At 72.9% G+C, this 17,604-nt stretch carries 21 protein-coding genes; 10 read left to right on the forward strand and 11 right to left on the reverse strand.

Annotated elements, in window-relative coordinates; translation table 11 throughout:
* The 4 genes from FHP29_RS21120 to FHP29_RS21135 form a co-directional block, all read left to right on the forward strand.
* Positions 1 to 1,161 (forward strand): extracellular solute-binding protein (locus FHP29_RS21120; protein ID WP_158296666.1); only part of this gene is annotated, 1,161 nt, incomplete at its 5' end.
* Positions 1,158 to 2,096: a carbohydrate ABC transporter permease gene (locus FHP29_RS21125; protein WP_139624821.1), complete on the forward strand. Its 939-nt coding sequence runs from the start codon at positions 1,158 to 1,160 to the stop codon at positions 2,094 to 2,096. The genes FHP29_RS21120 and FHP29_RS21125, both read left to right, overlap by 4 nt.
* Positions 2,096 to 2,980, forward strand: a complete 885-nt coding sequence (locus FHP29_RS21130; protein ID WP_139624822.1) for a carbohydrate ABC transporter permease — start codon at positions 2,096 to 2,098, stop codon at positions 2,978 to 2,980. Before FHP29_RS21125 ends, FHP29_RS21130 begins: the two co-directional genes overlap by 1 nt.
* Positions 2,981 to 2,987: 7 nt before the next feature.
* Positions 2,988 to 4,187: an ABC transporter ATP-binding protein gene (locus FHP29_RS21135; protein WP_139624823.1), complete on the forward strand. Its 1,200-nt coding sequence runs from the start codon at positions 2,988 to 2,990 to the stop codon at positions 4,185 to 4,187.
* A gap of 13 nt (positions 4,188 to 4,200) precedes the next feature.
* On the opposite strand, the gene FHP29_RS21140 is transcribed toward FHP29_RS21135, so the two are convergent.
* Positions 4,201 to 5,142, reverse strand: a complete 942-nt coding sequence (locus FHP29_RS21140) for an alpha/beta fold hydrolase (protein WP_240044647.1) — start codon at positions 5,140 to 5,142, stop codon at positions 4,201 to 4,203.
* A gap of 58 nt (positions 5,143 to 5,200) precedes the next feature.
* Here FHP29_RS21140 and FHP29_RS21145 point away from each other — a divergent pair, with 58 nt between their 5' ends.
* A complete protein-coding gene (locus tag FHP29_RS21145; protein ID WP_139624824.1) occupies positions 5,201 to 6,034 on the forward strand; it encodes an esterase/lipase family protein in 834 nt (277 codons plus the stop codon).
* A 290-nt stretch (positions 6,035 to 6,324) separates the two neighbouring features.
* Here FHP29_RS21145 and glpX read toward each other — a convergent pair whose 3' ends face one another.
* Genes glpX through FHP29_RS21170 form a run of 5 tightly spaced genes read right to left on the reverse strand, consistent with a single transcriptional unit; the run spans position 6,325 to position 10,393 of the window.
* Positions 6,325 to 7,338 (reverse strand): class II fructose-bisphosphatase, encoded by a 1,014-nt coding sequence (gene glpX, locus FHP29_RS21150; RefSeq protein WP_139624825.1) that lies wholly within the window; start codon positions 7,336 to 7,338, stop codon positions 6,325 to 6,327.
* A gap of 41 nt (positions 7,339 to 7,379) precedes the next feature.
* Positions 7,380 to 8,420, reverse strand: a complete 1,041-nt coding sequence (locus tag FHP29_RS21155; RefSeq protein ID WP_139624826.1) for a sulfate/molybdate ABC transporter ATP-binding protein — start codon at positions 8,418 to 8,420, stop codon at positions 7,380 to 7,382.
* A gap of 7 nt (positions 8,421 to 8,427) precedes the next feature.
* Positions 8,428 to 9,213: an ABC transporter permease gene (locus FHP29_RS21160; protein ID WP_240044648.1), complete on the reverse strand. Its 786-nt coding sequence runs from the start codon at positions 9,211 to 9,213 to the stop codon at positions 8,428 to 8,430.
* Positions 9,210 to 9,983: a molybdate ABC transporter substrate-binding protein gene (gene modA / locus FHP29_RS21165; RefSeq protein WP_139624827.1), complete on the reverse strand. Its 774-nt coding sequence runs from the start codon at positions 9,981 to 9,983 to the stop codon at positions 9,210 to 9,212. The genes FHP29_RS21160 and modA overlap by 4 nt, the downstream gene beginning before the upstream one ends.
* Complete coding sequence (locus tag FHP29_RS21170) at positions 9,983 to 10,393, reverse strand: TOBE domain-containing protein (RefSeq protein WP_139624828.1); 411 nt, start codon at positions 10,391 to 10,393, stop codon at positions 9,983 to 9,985. Before FHP29_RS21170 ends, modA begins: the two co-directional genes overlap by 1 nt.
* Positions 10,394 to 10,504: 111 nt before the next feature.
* On the opposite strand from FHP29_RS21170, the gene FHP29_RS21175 reads away from it, so the two are divergent.
* A complete protein-coding gene (locus FHP29_RS21175; RefSeq protein ID WP_158296667.1) occupies positions 10,505 to 11,086 on the forward strand; it encodes a DUF4245 family protein in 582 nt (193 codons plus the stop codon).
* Here FHP29_RS21175 and FHP29_RS21180 read toward each other — a convergent pair whose 3' ends face one another.
* Together FHP29_RS21180 and xseA are read right to left on the reverse strand one after the other, a co-directional pair.
* Positions 11,087 to 11,320, reverse strand: a complete 234-nt coding sequence (locus tag FHP29_RS21180) for an exodeoxyribonuclease VII small subunit (protein ID WP_139624830.1) — start codon at positions 11,318 to 11,320, stop codon at positions 11,087 to 11,089.
* On the reverse strand, positions 11,313 to 12,551 hold the full coding sequence (gene xseA, locus FHP29_RS21185; protein WP_139624831.1) for an exodeoxyribonuclease VII large subunit: 1,239 nt from the start codon (positions 12,549 to 12,551) through the stop codon (positions 11,313 to 11,315). The genes FHP29_RS21180 and xseA overlap by 8 nt, the downstream gene beginning before the upstream one ends.
* Before the next feature lie 28 nt (positions 12,552 to 12,579).
* On the opposite strand from xseA, the gene FHP29_RS21190 reads away from it, so the two are divergent.
* The 4 genes from FHP29_RS21190 to FHP29_RS21205 are packed head-to-tail and all read left to right on the forward strand — an operon-like array spanning position 12,580 to position 15,678.
* The gene (locus FHP29_RS21190; protein ID WP_139624832.1) at positions 12,580 to 13,512 is read left to right on the forward strand and encodes a PfkB family carbohydrate kinase; all 933 of its coding nucleotides are present in this window, start codon (positions 12,580 to 12,582) and stop codon (positions 13,510 to 13,512) included.
* Between the two features lie 9 nt (positions 13,513 to 13,521).
* On the forward strand, positions 13,522 to 14,382 hold the full coding sequence (gene truA / locus FHP29_RS21195; protein ID WP_139624833.1) for a tRNA pseudouridine(38-40) synthase TruA: 861 nt from the start codon (positions 13,522 to 13,524) through the stop codon (positions 14,380 to 14,382).
* Positions 14,379 to 14,978, forward strand: a complete 600-nt coding sequence (locus FHP29_RS21200) for a class I SAM-dependent methyltransferase (protein WP_139624834.1) — start codon at positions 14,379 to 14,381, stop codon at positions 14,976 to 14,978. Before truA ends, FHP29_RS21200 begins: the two co-directional genes overlap by 4 nt.
* Before the next feature lie 25 nt (positions 14,979 to 15,003).
* Positions 15,004 to 15,678, forward strand: coding sequence for an SIMPL domain-containing protein (locus tag FHP29_RS21205; RefSeq protein ID WP_139624835.1), 675 nt, complete (start codon positions 15,004 to 15,006; stop codon positions 15,676 to 15,678).
* Positions 15,679 to 15,698: 20 nt separating this feature from the next.
* Here FHP29_RS21205 and FHP29_RS23210 read toward each other — a convergent pair whose 3' ends face one another.
* The 3 genes from FHP29_RS23210 to FHP29_RS21220 are packed head-to-tail and all read right to left on the reverse strand — an operon-like array spanning position 15,699 to position 17,586.
* Positions 15,699 to 15,998 (reverse strand): response regulator transcription factor, encoded by a 300-nt coding sequence (locus tag FHP29_RS23210; protein ID WP_139624836.1) that lies wholly within the window; start codon positions 15,996 to 15,998, stop codon positions 15,699 to 15,701.
* On the reverse strand, positions 15,995 to 16,657 hold the full coding sequence (locus FHP29_RS21215; RefSeq protein ID WP_139624837.1) for a hypothetical protein: 663 nt from the start codon (positions 16,655 to 16,657) through the stop codon (positions 15,995 to 15,997). Before FHP29_RS21215 ends, FHP29_RS23210 begins: the two co-directional genes overlap by 4 nt.
* Positions 16,654 to 17,586, reverse strand: a complete 933-nt coding sequence (locus FHP29_RS21220; protein ID WP_139624838.1) for a hypothetical protein — start codon at positions 17,584 to 17,586, stop codon at positions 16,654 to 16,656. Before FHP29_RS21220 ends, FHP29_RS21215 begins: the two co-directional genes overlap by 4 nt.
* Between the last annotated feature and the right edge of the window lie 18 nt (positions 17,587 to 17,604).

The following is a 17,604-nucleotide window of genomic DNA, read 5'->3' on the forward strand; positions in this document are numbered from 1 at the left end:
ATCAACCCCGACGCGGGCGGTCAAGCGGCCGTCGCGAAGGCGTGCAGCGAGGAGCTCGGCGTCGACATCACGACGCAGGTCCTTCCGCAGGCGGCCGGCGAGCAGCGCATCCAGCTCGCCCGGCGCCTGGCCGCGGAGGACTCGGCCATCGACCTGATGAGCATCGACCCGCCCTACACCGCGGAGTTCGCCAACGCCGGCTATCTCGCCGAGCTCCCCGAGGACATGCAGCAGCGGCTGCGCGACCAGGCGTTCGAGGGCGCGGCGGCCGCGGCGACGTGGGAGGACCAGCTGGTCGTCGCGCCGTTCTGGTCCAACACCCAGGTCCTCTGGTACCGCAAGTCCGTCGCGCAGGAGGCCGGGCTCGACATGACCCAGCCGGTCACCTGGGACCAGATCATCGAGGCCGCGTCGACGACAGGGAAGAAGGTCGCGGTCCAGTCCAACAAGTACGAGGGCTACGCCGTGTGGATCAACGCCCTGGTCGCGGGCGCGGGCGGTGAGATCGCCGAGAACACCGAGAAGGGGGCCGACGCCACCATCACAGTCGACAGCGAGGCCGGCCACGAGGCGGCCCGGGTGATCGAGGAGCTCGCCCACTCCGAGGCGGCGCCCGCCGATCTCTCGGTGGCCCAGGAGGGCCAGGCCGGCGCGACCTTCGGCAGTGACGTCGGCGGGTTCATGGTCAACTGGACCTACATCTGGACCAACTACGACGACAGCCAGCCCGAGGTGAAGGACGACCTCGGCTTCGCGCGCTATCCGCGCACGGTCGACGGCGAGGACTCCCGACCGCCGTACGGCGGCATCGGGATCGGCGTGAGCGCGTTCTCCGACCACAAGGAGCAGGCGATCGAGGCCCTGGAGTGCCTGACGAGCCCGGAGAGCCAGGGGGTCAACGCCGACCTCACCGGCAACATGCCGTCGAGCCCGGCCGGCTACGACTATCCCGCCCTGAAGGAGACCTACCCGCAGGAGCTCCTCGACCTCTTCCAGGAGAGCCTCGAGGCCGCGGCGCCACGCACCGTGTCGCCGTACTGGAGCGACATCTCCGGCGCTCTCCAGAGCCGGTTCCACCCACCCTCGTCCGTCGATGACGACACGCCCGACAAGGCGAAGAAGTTCATCACCGACGTCCTGCACCAGAAGGACCTGCTGTGAGCGCGACCGCGGTGCCCACGGGCAAGACCACCGCCAGGACCAGCGACCGCGCCGCGGGCGAGAACCGTCTCGGCCTCAAGCTCGTCGCCCCGGCCGTGGTCGTGATGCTGATCGTCACCGCCTGGCCGATGATCCAGGCGCTCTACCTCTCGCTGTTCCAGTATCGCCTGACCGCACCCGACGAGAAGGAGTTCGTCGGCCTGGCCAACTACGCCTCGGTGCTGGGCGACAGCCTGTTCTGGCAGGACACGTTCAACACCCTGCTGATCATGGTGGTCACCGTCGCGGTCGAGCTGGTCATCGGCTTCGTCTTCGCGATGGTGATGCACCGGGTGATCTTCGCGCGCGGCGTCATCCGCACCGCGATCCTCATCCCCTACGGCATCATCACCGTCGTCTCGGCCTTCGCCTGGCAGTTCACGTTCAGCCTCAGCAACGGCTGGGTCAACAGCTGGTTCGCCTGGCTGCCCGGCATCTCCTCGGACACCAACTGGTTCGGCGACCACTGGCCGGCGATGTTCGCGATCATGGTCTCGGAGATCTGGAAGACCACCCCGTTCATGTCGCTCCTGCTCCTCGCCGGGCTCTCCCAGGTGAGCGAGGACATGATCGAGGCGGCGAAGGTCGACGGCGCGACGTGGTGGCAGCGGCTGTGGAAGGTCATCCTCCCCAACATGCGGGCCGCGATCATGGTCGCCGTCCTGTTCCGCGCCCTCGACGCGTTCCGCATCTTCGACAACATCTTCGTGATGACCCGCGGCGCGCAGGACACCGAGTCGTCGTCGTTCCTGACCTATCGCCAGGTCATCGAGCAGTTCCAGCTGGGTCTGGGCTCGGCGCTGTCGGTCCTGCTCTTCCTCAGCGTGCTGCTGTTGGCCTTCTCGATCGTGAAGCTGTTCCGAGTCGACCTCGCACAGGCGAGGGGTGAGGGCTGATGGCCATGCAGTCGGACACGAAGACGAAGGCCGGCACCGCGGTCGGCTTCGTGCTGATCCTGGTCTGGTGCCTGCTGCCGGTGGCGTGGATCATCTCGCTGTCGTTCAAGGGGGCCGCCGAGACCGCGGCCGGCAGCCCGCAGTTCCTGCCCAAGGACCCGACGCTCGACAACTACAAGACCGTGCTGGGCGTCGGCAACCTGAGCAGCGGCGACGCGCCCGACCCGGCGGTCTCCGACGACTTCCTCCGGGCGCTGCTCAACTCCTTCGGGATCGCGCTCGTCGCGACCCTGCTCTCGGTCGTCTTCGCGACGTTGGCGGCCTACGCCATCGCCCGGCTCGAGTTCCGCGGCAAGCGGCTCGTGCTCTCGATCGCGCTGGCCATCGCGATGTTCCCGGTCGTGTCGCTGGTCGGCCCGCTCTTCGACATGTGGCGCACGTTCCACCTGTTCAACACCTGGCCGGGTCTGATCATCCCCTACATGACCTTCACGCTGCCGCTGGCGATCTGGACGCTGACCGCGTTCTTCCGCGAGATCCCGTGGGAGATGGAGCAGGCCGCCCAGGTCGACGGCGCCACCTCGTGGCAGGCGTTCCGGAAGGTGATCGTGCCGCTCGCCGCGCCGGGCGTCTTCACCGCGGCGATCCTGACCTTCTTCTTCGCCTGGAACGAGTTCGTGCTCGCGATCTCGCTGACCTCGACCACCGGGTCGCGCACGGTGCCCGCGCAACTGTCGTTCTTCGTCGGGCCCGACCCGTTCAACCCGCCCTACGGTCAGCTCGCCACGGCCTCCGTGGTGGTCACCGTTCCGATCATCGTCATCGTCCTGCTGTTCCAGCGCAAGATCGTCGCCGGCCTCACCTCCGGCGCAGTGAAGGGGTGAAGCTGCCATGGCCGCCATCACGATGAAGAACATCGTCAAGCAGTACGGCGACGGCTTCCCCGCCGTGAACGACGTCTCGATCGACGTGGCCGACGGGGAGTTCATGATCCTCGTCGGCCCCTCCGGATGCGGGAAGTCGACCCTGCTGCGCATGATCGTGGGTCTCGAGGACATCACCTCGGGCGACATGCTGATCGGCGACCGCCGGGTCAACGACCTCGCGCCCCGCGAGCGCAACCTGGCGATGGTGTTCCAGAACTACGCGCTCTACCCCCACCTCACCGTCTACGAGAACATCGCCTTCCCGCTGCGCCTGGCCAAGATGTCCGACGACGAGGTCGACCGCCTGGTCCGCGACGCCTCCGACACGCTGGAGCTCAACGAGCACCTCGAGCGCAAGCCCGGCAACCTGTCCGGTGGTCAGCGCCAGCGGGTCGCGATGGGCCGCGCGATCGTGCGCCAGGCCGACGCGTTCCTCTTCGACGAGCCGCTGTCCAACCTCGACGCCAAGCTGCGCGGGCAGATGCGCACCGAGATCGCCCGGCTGCAGAAGCGGCTCGGCATCACCACCGTCTACGTCACCCACGACCAGACCGAGGCGATGACCCTCGGCGACCGGGTCGCCGTCCTCAAGAGAGGGCTGCTGCAGCAGCTCGCGACGCCGCGCGAGCTCTACGAGAACCCGGGCAACCTGTTCGTCGCGGGCTTCATCGGCTCGCCGCCGATGAACTTCCTGCCGGCCACCGTCGAGGGCAACCAGGTGAAGCTGCCCTTCGGCAGCGTGGAGATCCCGGCCGAGAAGGCCGAGCGTGCCGCCGGCAAGGGCCTGCTCATCGCCGGCATCCGTCCCGAGCACTTCGAGGACGCCTCGCTGGCCGCCGAGGACCGGCGCGCCGGCTCGACGTTCTCGGCCAAGGTCGACGTCGTGGAGTGGCTGGGCAACGAGACCTACGCCTACATCCCGTTCGAGTCGCCCGACGAGGTCAAGCAGCAGCTCCAACAGCTGGAGAAGGACCTCGACGGTGAGGCGATGCGCACCCAGCTCGTGGTCTCCCTCGACGGTGCCAGCCGGATCGCCGAGGGCCAGGACGCCGAGATCTGGGTCGACGGCCGCCGGATCCACCTCTTCGACCCGGCGACCGGTGAGAACCTCACCGTCGACCGCGAGCGGGCCGGGCGGATCCCCGGCGCGAAGGTCTCGGCCTAGCGGCCGAGGCCGCTCAGCGAGCGCGGTCCGCGTTGCGGCGGATCGCGGTCGTGAACGTCGGGTGCAGGGCGGCAGGCAGGTCGTGCCCCCAGCCCTCGACGAACGTCGCCCTGGCCCCCGGGACGGCGGCGGCGGTCGCGCGTCCGCCCGAGACATGGACCAGCCGGTCGGCCAGGCCGTGCATGACCAGGGTCGGGGCCGAGATCCGGGCCAGCGCGAGGGTGCGGTCGGGCTGCGTCGCGATGGCCATCATCTGGCGCAGCACGCCGGCGCGGGAGACGCCGCGGTCGTAGGTCTCACCGGCGCGGGTGCGGAGCCGATCCTCGGGCGCGGGGAAGCGCGGGGAGCCGATCAGCCGCCACATCGCCACGCTGCCCTCGATGTAGCTCTCGCGGTCCTGGCCGCGCCGCGCCAGCAGCGCCGGGATCAGGCTCGGGTGCGAGCGTCCGACGCTGCGCCGGCCGGTGGTCGACATGATGCTGGTCAGGCTGCGGACCCGCTCCGGACGGGCGATGGCCATCGTCTGGGCGATCATGCCGCCCATGGAGACGCCGACGACGTGGGCCGAGTCGATCCCGGTGTGGTCGAGCAGGCCGAAGGCGTCCTGGGCCAGGTCGGCCATCGAGTACGGCGCCCGGGCGCGTCTGCCGAACATCGCGCGGGCCAGGTCGCGCCTGCGCACGTGGCCGGTGGCGCGCGAGGAGCGTCCGACGTCGCGGTTGTCGTAGCGCACGACGTAGAAGCCCTCGCGAGCCAACTGGGCGCACAGCTCGGGGTCCCACCACGTCATCGGCCCACCGAGGCCCATCACGAGCAGGAGCGGCTCGTCCTGCGGGTCCCCGAAGGTCTGGTAGCACAGCTCGATCTCGGGGCTGATGGGGGCGAGCAGCTCCTCCGAAGTGGCGACCTGGGGGGTCATCTCGGGCGGGGGAAGGCTGGGCGAGTGTCCGGACATGCCGACAGTTTGCCTCAATGGCGAGTAGTTGCCCTTTCAACTGGGTACCGTCTGTGACATGAGCAACACGTTGGCGCCCTGGCTGCTGCCCGACGGCTACGGCCGTCCGGCGCTGGCCGCGCTCCTGCGCGAGGGCACGGTGGTGACCGAGGCCGGCCGGTTCGCGGCCCGTCGTGGCGCGACCCGACGCGTGCGTCGGCGTACGCCGCTCGCCGCCCGCTCCGCGGCCCGGATGGTCGAGCCGGTCCTGCTGATCCCCGGATTCCTCGCCGGCGACTGGACGCTCACCGCGATGGCCTCCGAGCTGCGTGGGCGCGGCTTCCGGACCTACCGCTCCCACATCCACGCCAACGTCGGCTGCACGCTCGGCTCCGCGCTCACCCTGGAGGCCCGGCTGGAGCAGATCGCCGAGCGCCGCGACGCGCGGGTCCAGATCGTGGGGCACAGCCTCGGCGGCATGATCGCGCGGGGCCTCGCCGCCCGACGGCCCGATCTCGTGGCGGGCATTGTGACGATGGGCAGCCCGATGCGGGCGCCCGCGGCCCACCACGCGCTGCTCACCCGGGGGGTGCGGGTGCTCAACCGGCTCGCCGACGCCGGCTTCCCCGGGCTGATGGGGGAGGACTGCGTCGCCGGCGAGTGCGCCCACCTGAGCTTCACCGAGTCGCAGGAGCCGTTGCGCGCCGACGTCGCGATGACCAACGTCTACTCACGGCGTGACGGCATCGTCGACTGGAGGGCCTGCATCGACCCGGCGGGCAGTCCCGTCGAGGTCCGGGCCTCCCACGTCGGCATGGCGCTCGACCCGCGGGTGATCGACGTCGTCAGCAGCGCCCTGCTGCGCCAGAGCACGCCGTACGCCACCCCGCTGTCCGTCGTCGAGACCGCGTAGCCCCGCGCTCGCGCCCATCTGTCGGGGCGAGCCGACCGTGTGGCCGCCAGGCGGACGCAACCATCGACCGGACTCGACTGACGCGCTCGCGCCCATCCGTCGCGTCGGTCATCGCGGGAAGCGAGGGCGACGCAGCGCAGGGAGCGACGAAGGAGCGACCGGAGCGAAGGAGCCCGAGCCTTTCCGCGAGCCGACCGTGTGGCCGCCAGGCGGACCCGACCATCTACCGGACTCGACTGCGCGCGCGGCAGCGCGGCGGAGCGAAGCGACGACGAGCTCGCGCCATCCAACTAGTCGAAGTCGATGGCCGAGAAGCTGCGCAGCTTGGAGAGCTGGTGCTCGGAGGTGATGGTGCGGATCGTGCCGCTGCGCGAGCGCATCACGAGTGACTGGGTGACCGCGCCGCCGCCGCGGTAGCGGACGCCGCGGACCAGCTCGCCGTCGGTGATGCCGGTGGCGACGAAGAAGCAGTCGTCGCCGGTGACCAGGGGGTCGGTGGTGAGGATGTGGTCGGGGTCGAGGTTGTGGCCGGCGTCGATGGCGCGCTGCCGCTCCTCGTCGTCGGTGGGCCAGAGCCGGCCGTGGATGGTGCCGCCCATGGCCTTGAGCGCGCAGGCGGCGATGATGCCCTCGGGGGTGCCGCCGATGCCGAGGAGCAGGTCGATGCCGGTGTCGGGGCGGGCGGCCATGATGGCGCCGGCGACGTCGCCGTCGGTGATGAACTTGATCCGGGCGCCGGTGGCGCGGATCTCCTCGACGAGGGTGTCGTGGCGCGGCCGGTCGAGCAGGACGACGGTGACGTCGGAGGGGTTGGAGCCCTTGGCCTTGGCGACCTGGTGGATGTTCTCGGCGACGGGGTAGCGGATGTCGACGACCTCGGCCGCCTCCGGGCCGGTGACGAGCTTCTCCATGTAGAAGACCGCCGAGGGGTCGTACATCGTGCCGCGGGGGGCGACGGCGAGCACGGCGACGGCGTTGGCCATGCCCTTGGCGGTCAGCGTGGTGCCGTCGATGGGGTCGACGGCCACGTCGCACTCGGGGCCGGTGCCGTCGCCGACCTGCTCGCCGTTGTAGAGCATGGGGGCGTTGTCCTTCTCGCCCTCGCCGATGACGACGGTGCCGTTCATGCCGATCGTCGAGATCATCACGCGCATCGCCTGGACGGCGACGGCGTCGGCTCCGTTCTTGTCGCCGCGGCCGACCCAGCGTCCGGCCGCCATCGCGGCCGCCTCGGTGACCCGCACCAGCTCGAGGGCGAGGTTGCGGTCGGGGGCGGGCGGCGGCACGCTGAGGGCGTCGTTCATGGGTCGAACCCTATCGTTTCCCGGCCTTCGTCCCGGACTTGCTAGCGGGCGTAGACATCGACCTCGGTCGCCTTGACGACGAAGGTGACCGCGACTCCGGGCGCCAGGCCGAGCTCGGCGACGGACGCGACGGTCACGTCGGCGGACAGCTCGCCGGCACGCACCCGGACCAGGTCGCCGAGCGGCTCGAGCTCGGTGACGGTGACGGGCAGCGCGTTGCGCGGGCTGCCGCCGGGCGGCTCCTTGTGGGCGGCGACCGCCGAGGGGCGGAAGACGGCCACGGCGTCGGCGCCCGGGCGGGGGGCCGGGTCGCCGAGGGTGCCGTGCAGGAGCAGGCCGTCGGGGCGTCGTACGCCGTCGGGGGTCGCGGTGCCCGCGACGAGGTCGAGTCCGGCGAACCGGGCGGCGAACGCACTGCGGGGACGGGACAGCACCTCGGCGGTGGGGCCCTGCTCGGCGACGCGCCCGCCCTCGATCACCACGACGCGGTCGGCCAGGAGCAGCGCGTCGAGGACGTGGTGGGTGACGATCACGGTGGTCCGGCCGGTGAGGACGCGGCGCAGCAGGGTGCGCAGGGCGGGCGCGACGGCCACGTCGAGCGCGGCCATGGGCTCGTCGAGGAGCAGCAGCCGCGGCTCGGCGGCCAGCGCGCGGGCGATCGCGACGCGCTGCGCCTGGCCTCCGGACAGCCGGGCCGGCCGGCGGCCGGCGAGCTCGGCGGCGTCGACCTCGGCCAGCCAGTGCCGGGCGGCCGCGCGTGCGGTACGGCGACCGGTGCCGGTGCTCCGTGGGCCGAAGGCGACGTTCTCGAGGGCGCTCAGGTGCGGGAAGAGGAGCGGGTCCTGGGCCAGGAGGGCGGTCCGTCGGGCGTGGGGCGCGACCCAGCGGCCGGGGCCGGTGAGCTCCTGCCCGTCGAGGACGACCTGGCCGGCGTCGGGGCGTAGCAGCCCGCCGAGGACCGCGAGGGTGGTGGACTTGCCGGCGCCGTTGGGGCCGAGGAGGGCGACGGTCTCGCCGTCGGCGACGTCGAAGGAGACGTCGATCCCGCGGTCCTCGACGACGACCCGGGCCTGCACGCTCATCGGGCGCTCACAGGGCACCGCGGGGGCGGACCAGGGCGATCACGACGACGGCGACCGCCACCAGCACGAGGGACAGGGCCACGGCGGCGTCGGCGTCGGTGACCCGGAGGTTGTAGATCAGCAGCGGAAGCGTGCGGGTGGTTCCTTCGAGGCTGCCGGCGAAGGTGATCGTCGCGCCGAACTCGCCGAGGGAGCGGGCGAACGCGAGCACGGTGCCCGAGGCCAGGCCCGGCAGCACGAGCGGCAGGGTGACCCGGCGCAGCACGGTGGTGGGCCGCGCGCCGAGCGAGGCCGCGACGACGTCGTACCGCTCGCCGGCGGTGCGCAGGGCGCCCTCCAGGCTGACGACGAGGAAGGGCAGGGACACGAAGGTCTGCGCGAGGACGACCGCGACCGAGGTGAAGGCGATGCGGAGACCGAAGGTCTCCAGGTGGCCGCCGAGCAGGCCCTGGCGGCCGAAGGCGGCGAGGAGGGCGATGCCGCCGACCACGGGGGGCAGGACCAGCGGGAGCAGGACGAGCGCGCGGAGCAGGCCGATCCAGCGTGCCTCGCTGCGGGCGAGCACGGTGGCCAGGGGAACGCCGAGCAGGAGGCACAGCACCGTGCTCGCGGACGATGTCCGCAGGCTGAGGAGGAGGGCGGAGCGCGCGCCCTCGGAGGTGACGAGCGTGGGCAGCGCGGCCCAGTCGATGCGGGTCGTCATCGCCACCACCGGCAGGACCACGAACGCGGCGGCCAGCAGCGCGGGCGCGAAGACCCAGCGGGGGAGGCCGACGTGCCGCGCGCGGCTCACGAGCTGGGCGCCCCGAACCCGGCGTGCTGCAGGACGGACCGGCCGGTGCCGAGCACGAGCTCGATCCACTCCTTCGCGAGCTCCTGCTCGCCGGATCCCTCGACGGCGACGATGGGGTAGTGGTTGACGACGTCCGCGGCCTCGGGGAACGCGATGCCCTGGACGCTGTCGCCGGCGGCCGTCACGTCGGTGACGTAGACCAGTCCGGCGTCCGCGTCCCCGGACTCGACCTTGGCCAGCACGTCGGTCACCGACTGCTCCTCGCTCACGGGGGCGAGCTCGAGGCCGGCCGCCTCGGCGACCTTCAGGGCCGCACTGCCGCAGGGCACCTCGGGCTGGCAGAGCACGAGGTCGATGTCCCTCTTCGCGAGGTCCGGGAGGCCGGTGATCCGGCCGGGGTTGCCCGGCGGCACGGCGATCACCATCGTGTTGGTCGCGAACTCCCGCGGCTCGCCGTGCGCCAGTCCGGCGTCCGCCAGCGTGTCCATGGTGGCCGTGTCGGCGGTGGCGAGGACGTCGGCCCGGGCGCCCTCGGCGATCTGCGCGACGAGATCGGAGGAGCCCCCGAAGGAGAGCCGGACGTCGACGCCGGGGTGCTCGCGCTCGTAGCGCCGCTCCAGCTCCTCGAAGGTCGTCGTCAGCGAGGAGGCGGCGAAGACGGTCAACGTCGCGTCGACGTCGCCCGCTCTCCCGTCGCCGCCGCTGCCGCAGGCGGTGAGGGGAAGCAGGAGGATCGGGAGGAGCAGGGCGCCGAGTCGGGTCGCGTGCATCAGGACCTTCTCGGGACGGGGCGCTCGACGACGACGTTGGTGGACTTCACCGAGGCGATCGCGCGTACGCCGGGCGCCAGGCCGAGCTCGGCGGCGGCCTCGGCGCTCATCAGGGACACGACCCGATGCGGCCCGCAGACCATCTCGACCTGGGCCATCACCGTGTCCGCGATGACGCGGGTGACGATCCCGGTCATCCGGTTGCGGGCGCTCACCTCGCCCGCGCGGGTCCGGTCGCGGTCGGCCTCGTCGACCAGGGACGCCGCCAGCGCGGCGAGGTCGGGGCCCGGGACGACCGTGCGCCCGTCGGCGGTGTCGCTCGGGACCCGGCCGGCGTCGATCCAGCGGCGGACCGTGTCGGTCGAGACGCCGAGGAGCTCGGCGGCCTCGGCCACGCGGTAGACGGTCACGGCATCACTTTGACGCATCTGCGTCTCAAGATGCAACAAGCGGACGCATCTGCGTCTGTCTGCGGGGTGGGGTGCTGGTGGACGGACGGTGACTGGGACACTGGGCCCGTCATGAGCGAGCAGCAGGCACAGCCGGCCGGGCGTCCCGGCCGCTATCAGCGGTCCGTCGTCGGCCTGGCGACCTCGCTGGTCGTCACCGTCGTCGCCATCGGCGGGCTGCTCTACGTCATGGGCGCCTTCCGGCACGACCTCGAGGTCGAGCCGGAGGCCGTCGACCACCTGGAGATCGTGCGGTCCGCGCAACGGGCCGGGCTGGACCCGATCTATCCCGCGGCACTCCCGAAGGGGTGGATCGCCACCGGTGTCGACGTGCCGACCGAGGACGAGCGGGGCTTCATGGTCCGCCTGCTCACCGATGACGAGCGGTTCGTCGCCGTCCGCCAGGAGGACGCCTCGCCGGGAGCCCTGCTGTCGCGCTGGGTCGACGAGGACACCGAGAAGAGGGCCGGCTACACCGTCCCCGCGTCGGTGGGCTCGCCCGTCGCGCGGGAGTGGAAGGGGTACGCCGACTCCGGCGGCGACTCCGCGCTGGTCGCCGAGGTGGGCGACCAGACGGTCCTCGTGTTCGGGTCCGCCCCCGTCGAGGACCTGCGGACGATCGTCGACGCGCTGGTCGCCGAGCCCGCCGGCTGATCAGACCTCGTCGTCGTCCTCGTCCTTTCCGAGCACCGACTCCAGCCGGGCCCGGGCGCCGTCGAGCCAGCCCTGGCAGGTGGTGGCCAGCGCCTCGCCGCGCTCCCACAGCGTGAGGGACTCCTCGAGCGTCGTACCTCCGGCCTCGAGCTGACGGACCACCTCGACCAGCTCGGCGCGCGCGTCCTCGTAGGACAGCTCGTCGGTCGTGCCCTCGGTCGTGTCGTCAGTCATGGGTCTCCTCGGCGATCGGTTCCGTGCTGGTGGCGTTGACGTGGATGCGGCCGTCGGCGACGCGGACCGACAGCGGGGCGTCGGGGGCGACCTCCCCGACGGAGGTGACGACGTGCCCGTCGGCGTCCTGCAGCACGGCGTAGCCGCGGCGCAGCGTGGCCAGCGGCGAGAGGGCGCGGACCCGGGCGCGGCGGTGGTCGAGGTCGTCGGCGGCCCGGTCGAGCTGCCACTCCAGCTGACGGCGGATCCGGGAGCGCCACTCGTCGAGCTCGGCCAGACGGGTGTCGATCAGGGTGCCGGGGTGGGCCAGCGCGGGACGCGAGCGCAGCGCGTCGAGCTGGGCCTGCTCGCGGTCGAGGCGGTGCCGGACGGCGCGGCGCAGCGCGTCGCGGGCCCGGTCGACCATCATCCGCTCCTGGGCCATGTCGGGCACGATCAGCTTGGCCGCGTCGGTCGGCGTCGAGGCGCGGACGTCGGCGGCCAGGTCGAGCAGCGGGGAGTCGGGCTCGTGCCCGATCGCGGACACGACCGGGGTGCGGGCGGCGGCGACCACGCGGATCAGGCCCTCGTCGGAGAACGGCAGCAGGTCCTCGACCGACCCGCCGCCGCGGGCCACGACGATCACGTCGACCTCGGGGTCCGCGTCGAGGCGACGAACGGCCTCGATGACCTCGGCCGCGGAGCGCTGGCCCTGCATCGAGGCGTAGGCGGTCGTGAAGGCGACGGCCGGCCAGCGGCGCGTGGCGTTCTCGACGACGTCGCGCTCGGCCGCCGACTTGGGAGCGGTCACCAGCCCGATCCGGCGGGGGACGGCAGGCAGCCGGCGCTTGCGCTCCTGGGCGAAGAGCCCCTCCGCGGCGAGCAGCTGGCGGCGGCGCTCGAGACGAGCGAGCAGCTCGCCGAGGCCGACCATCCGGATCTCGCGGGCGTTGAGGGAGAGGCTGCCGCGATTGGCGTAGTAGGAGGGCTTGGCGTGGATGACGACGCTGGCCCCCTCGGTGACCGGCGTCGGCAGGCCGTCGAACAGGACCCGCGAGCAGGTGACCGGCACCGAGATGTCGGCCACCGAGTCGCGCAGCGTGAGGAAGACCGTCGCCAGGCCGGGGCGCCGGCTGATCTGGGTCACCTGGCCCTCGACCCACACCGCGCCGAGCCGGTCGATCCAGCCGGAGAGCGCGTTGGCGATCGCGCGGACCGGTGCCGGCTTCTCCAGCGACGTCTCGAGGGCCACGGCGGCGAGCCTATGGCAGGGTGGCGACATGACGGCGACGGCGCTGGTGATCGGCGAATCGGTGCTCGACGTGGTGCACGTGGCGGGGGCGGCCCCCGACGAGCGGCCCGGCGGGTCCGCGGTCAACGCGGCGGTCGCGCTCGCCCGGCTCGGGCGGCCGGTCCGCCTGGCCACCGCGTACGCCGACGACCCGGCCGGGGCGCGGATCGCCGGGCACCTGGCGGCCGCCGGCGTGGCTCTCGCCGGCGACCCGCACGTGGTGGACTCCACGCCGCGCGCGGACGCGGTGATCGACGCGACCGGCGCGGCGTCGTACACCTTCGACGTCGGGTGGCGGCTGCCCGTGATCGGGGACGAGGCGGTGCACGTCGTGCACGTGACGTCGCTGGCGCCGCTGCTCGCACCCGGCGCCGACGACGTGCTGGCCCTGCTGGAGCGGATCGCGCCCACCACCTGCGTGAGCTACGACGTCAACCTGCGTCCCGCGATCACCGGCGCGCGGTCCGAGGTGGTCGACCGGGTGCTGCGGACGGCCTCGTGGGCGACCCTGGTCAAGGCCTCCGACGAGGACCTGCTCGCGCTGTGGCCGGACCGGTCGGCGGGCGAGTCGGCCGCGGCGCTGCTGGCCCTCGAGCCGGGGCCGGTGGCGGTCGTGGTGACCCACGGCGGGGAGGGGGCCTCGTGGCACGCGTGCTCGGGACCGGACTGGTCGACCGGCGGCGTGCACGCGGAGCCGGCGGACGTCGTCGACACCATCGGGGCGGGCGACACCTTCGCGGCGGCTCTGGTCGACCACCTCTGGCCGCTACTGGGCCCGGGCGGCCGCGAGCGGATCGCCGCGCTCGGACCCGAGGACTGGACCGCCGCGCTGACCTGGGCCGGCCGGGCCGCGGCCGTCACCGTCGGCCGGGTCGGGGCGGACCCGCCCACCCGCGCCGATCTCGCGGCGCCCACGCAATAGGCTGGCGCGGTGCGGCTGCGGATCGATCTCGCCTACGACGGTGGCGACTTCCGCGGCTGGGCGTCCCAGCCGGGGCTGCGCACCGTCCAGGGCGAGCTGACCGCCGCCCTCACCACGGTGCTGCGCCTGCCGGAGGGCTCGCTGCGGGTCACCTGCGCCGGGCGCACCGACGCGGGCGTGCACGCGCGCGGCCAGGTCGTGCACGTCGACGTGCCCGAGGACCCCGAGGAGGGCTCGCCCACCGCGGCCCGCCAGATCACCCAGCTCGACGTGCTGGCCCGGCGGGTCAACGGGGTGCTCGACAAGACCGTGCGGGTGCGCCGGATCAGCGAGGCGCCGGCCGGCTTCGACGCCCGCTTCGCCGCCCTGTGGCGGCGCTATGCCTACCGGATCGTCGACGACCCCGCGCGCGTCGACCCGCTCACCCGCAACCACGTGCTCTTCTGGCCGCGTCCCCTCGACGTCGCCGCCATGGACACCGCGGCCCGCTCGCTGGTCGGCCTCCACGACTTCGCCGCCTTCTGCAAGCACCGCGAGGGTGCCACCACGATCCGCACCCTGCTGGAGTTCGGCTGGACCCGCACCGAGGACGGCCTGGTCGTCGGGCACGTGAAGGCCGACGCCTTCTGCCACTCGATGGTGCGGGCGCTGGTCGGCTGCATGATCGCGATCGGCGAGGGGCGGCAGGAGCCGGAGTGGGCGGTCGAGATCCTCACCGGCCGGCGGCGCGACCAGGGCGTGGTCGTCGTCCCGGCGCACGGGCTGACGCTCGAGGAGGTCGCCTACCCGGACGCCGCGGGGCTCGCGGATCGCGTGGCGCAGACCGCGGCCCGTCGTACCCACGCCGAGACGGACGGGGTCGAGGGATGAGCGACGAGCACTACTTCTCCGCCGACCCGTCGGTCGCCTTCCAGCGCGCGCCGGTCGAGGCCGAGGTGTGGGGGCACGAGCTGCGGCTGGTCAGCGGGTCCGGGGTGTTCGCGCAGGGGCGCGTCGACATCGGGACGTCCGTGCTGTTCCGGGAGACCGAGCCGCCGACCGGCGGCCGGATCCTCGACCTGGGCTGCGGGTACGGCGTGATCGGGCTCGCCTGCGCCGTCGTGGCTCCCGCCGCCACCGTGACCGCCGTCGACGTGAACCAGCGGGCGGTCCTGCTGGCCAACGAGAACGCCGCCTCGCTCGGGGTGGCCGACCGGTTCACGGCGAGCCTCCCCGAGGAGGTCGACTCCGCGGCGACGTACGACGAGATCTGGTCCAACCCGCCCATCCGGATCGGCAAGGCCGCGCTCCACGACCTGCTGCTGGCCTGGCTCCCGCGGCTCGCGCCCGACGGTCGCGCGGTGATGGTCGTCGGCAAGAACCTCGGGGCCGACTCGCTGCAGCGCTGGCTGGGGGAGCAGGGCTTCCCGACCGAGCGGATCGCGAGCGCCAAGGGCTTCCGCGTCCTCGAGACCCGCCGCGCGTGAGCGGCCGGTGCCTACAGTGGGCGCCATGCCGACCGAGTTCACCGTGCGCGGATCCCACTCCGCCTTCCAGGCGCCCGAGCGCGCCACCGCCCGGGTGACGCTGGCGCTCGAGGGACCGGCACTGCAGCCGGTGTTCGAGCACGTCGTCCGCGACCTCGACGCGGTGAAGGCCTCGATCCAGCCGCTGCACGACCCGGCGGCCGGTCCGGTCACCTGGTGGTCCACGCAGCACGTGCGGACCTGGGCCAGCCGGCCGTGGAACAAGGACGGCAAGCAGCTGCCGCTCGTGCACCACGCGAGCGTCGGGGTGGAGGTGAAGTTCCGCGACTTCGGCGCACTCGCGGGCTGGGTCGGCCAGCACGTCGCCGCCACGCGGGGATTCCGGCTCAACGGCGTCACCTGGGCGCTCACGGAGGCCAACCGGCTCGACCTCGAGCGCACCGTCCGGACCCGTGCCGTGCAGGCCGCGGCCCGCCGCGCCCAGGAGTACGCCGACGCGCTGGGTCTCGGTCCGGTCCGCCCGGTCGCGCTCGCCGATGCCGGCATGCTCGGCGAGGGCATCGCTCCGCTCGGCGGCGGCGGCGGTGGCGCCTACGTCCGGATGGCCGCCGCGGACACCGGTGGAGGTGCTGAGCTGGAGCTCGCGCCCGAGGACATCGAGGTCACCGCCGAGGTCGACGCCCGCTTCGTCGCGGACTGAGTCGGAGCCCGATCCTCGGGTCAGGCGGACACGAACCCGGAGGTGTAGGCGGCCACGACCAGCTGGACCCGGTCGCGCAGCATCAGCTTGCTCAGCAGGCTCGCCACATGCGACTTCACGGTCGTCGGGCTGATGAACAGGATCTCCGCGATCTCCTGGTTGGACCGGCCGGCCGCCAGGTGCCGGAGGACCTCCTGCTCGCGGTCGGTCAACAGGTCCAGCCACGGGGCCCGGGACGCGGGAGTGCGGTGCCGACGCGGCGCGGAGGCGGCGCGATAGGCGGGACGGTAGGTGGGGCGCTGGGCGCAGTCGGTGATCATCGTCGGGCTCCTGCTTCGGGGGGCGTGCCGGCGATCGTGGCGGGCCGGGTGTCCCGGGCACCAGGGACTACCGACCCGAACCGGAGGGACCTGCCGCGGTGGAGGGCGATGGCGGCCAGCGTCGCGGAGGCGACCGCCAGAGTGGACCAGAAGATCCGCAACGGACCGTCGAGCGCGGGCAGCGGGTAGGGCGAGCGGACGTCGGCGAAGAGCACGACGACCAGCGGCGCGAGCCCGGCCAGCACGACGACCGGCGCGATCACCGTCCCGGGAAGAGCGACCTGACGCCGGCTCCCGGCGAGCGTGAGACCGAGGACGCCGCCACCGAGACCACCGAGCACCAGCGCCCAGCCGCCCGTGTCCTGGTCGCCGGGGGCGCCGAGGAGCAGGACGAGCCCGGTCGCCAGCGTCACGATCCCGCACGCCGACCGGACGGCGAGCGCCCAGACCGAGCCGCGCGGCGTGACCGCGGCCGCGGCGACGGCGGGGTCGTCGTACACGAAGGCGGCGCTCGCCGCGACGAGCACGGCGGTCAACGGCAGCGTGAGGACGCTCAGTGACTCCCATCGGTGGGTGAGCGCCACGACCCCGGCGGCCGCGACGAGACTGCCGAGCATCGGTGGCCAGGACACCGCGCGGCGCGCGAACCAGAGCATCACGCCGCCAGAGGGAGCGGCTCCGAGACGAGCATCTGCTCGAAGCCGGTGAACGCGGCGAGGAGGTAGAGCGCGACGGCGAGCGCGACGAGACCCCACGCGAGCAGGCGGAGCCGGACGGTCCGTGCGCTCCGGTCGTGCCACACCGCGCCGACGACCGCCAGGGCGCAGAGCGCCAGCGCGTAGCCGAGGTAGGCGGCGGGGTTGCCGGGGACCAGCGCCTGGGCGTAGCCGGGGATGCCCTCCCAGGCCTTGCCGTCGGACATGGTGCCGGTGTGGAACATCGCCCACGGCACCCAGACGCGGAGGTTCCCCTGCTCGGAGTAGGCGTACGGAAGCTGCCCGACCATCGTCAGCAGGACCAGCAGCACGACGGCGACGGCGGGCGCGCCGGGGAAGCTCAGCCAGCGGCCGACCAGGATGCCGAGGAGGGCGCCGCCGAGGCAGGCGACGGGGCCGAGCGCGAGCAGGATGCTCCAGACGTAGACGTCGTTCACCGTGCCGAACCACAGCTCGTGGGGATGCGGCGGGTGCACCGTGATCAGCACCAGCACCTCCGCCAGCCAGCCCAGACCGGCGACCAGCGGGACCACGCAGGCGCCCGCGACGGCGAGGGTACGACGGGCCTCGGTCCCCGGAGCGGTGGCCATCGCCTCGACGGCGACCTCGGTCGAGCGCGTCAGCCGCGCGGCGACCACCAGGCTGGTCAGCCCGATGAAGAAGGCCGGGATGATCGGCTGGGACAGCAGATCCACGGCGTACTGCTCGCCGTCGGTCGCCGTGGGGCTGTCGGCGAGGATGAGCCACGCCTCGACGCCGTAGGCCGCCAGCACGCCGATCAGGAGGAGCGGGTGGCGCAGGAACCGGATCGCCTCGATGCGCACCATGGCGGGAAGGCTGCCACGGTGGGTGGCGGGCAGGGTCGTGGACATGACGGACTCCCTTGAACG

Origin of the sequence: Nocardioides albidus (assembly GCF_006335005.1) — a bacterium.
GTDB classification, from domain to species: domain Bacteria; phylum Actinomycetota; class Actinomycetes; order Propionibacteriales; family Nocardioidaceae; genus Nocardioides; species Nocardioides albidus.